The following is a 334-nucleotide window of genomic DNA, read 5'->3' as shown; positions in this document are numbered from 1 at the left end:
TCACGGCCATGATACATTTTTTGGGTGTAAGCGTAAAGGAGTCAATTTTGGTCATCATTTTCGGATGATAGGCGGAGGTGCCCCCTCCTTTGTAGTAAGGAAGAAACGTCTCCATCGGGATGCGTTCAACCATCTCATGAACCACGTGGGCCATGTTATCCCGCGGAATGAGATCGGCGATGTTGCTTGGCAAAGAGAGGTTGTCCATGGTATACTCTTTAAAGGAAATATGATCATGTTTCATAAAAGAATCGCCCTTCTTTCGGTGGTAGTGGTTTCGGTGACTCTATTCTACCAGAAAAAAGGGCGATTCTTCTATATTTGGGGCAAAAAA

At 44.6% G+C, this 334-nt stretch carries 1 pseudogene; it reads right to left on the bottom strand.

The features are described from left to right. Window positions 1–244 (bottom strand): annotated as a pseudogene (locus BRO54_RS19710) (IS5/IS1182 family transposase); the annotation flags it as partial. Window positions 245–334: the final 90 nt, after the last annotated feature.

Origin of the sequence: Geobacillus proteiniphilus (genome assembly GCF_001908025.1) — a bacterium.
Lineage (GTDB): Bacteria > Bacillota > Bacilli > Bacillales > Anoxybacillaceae > Geobacillus > Geobacillus proteiniphilus.
The sequence above is the reverse complement of the archived record's forward strand: the minus strand, read 5'-3'. Positions and strand labels throughout refer to the sequence as shown.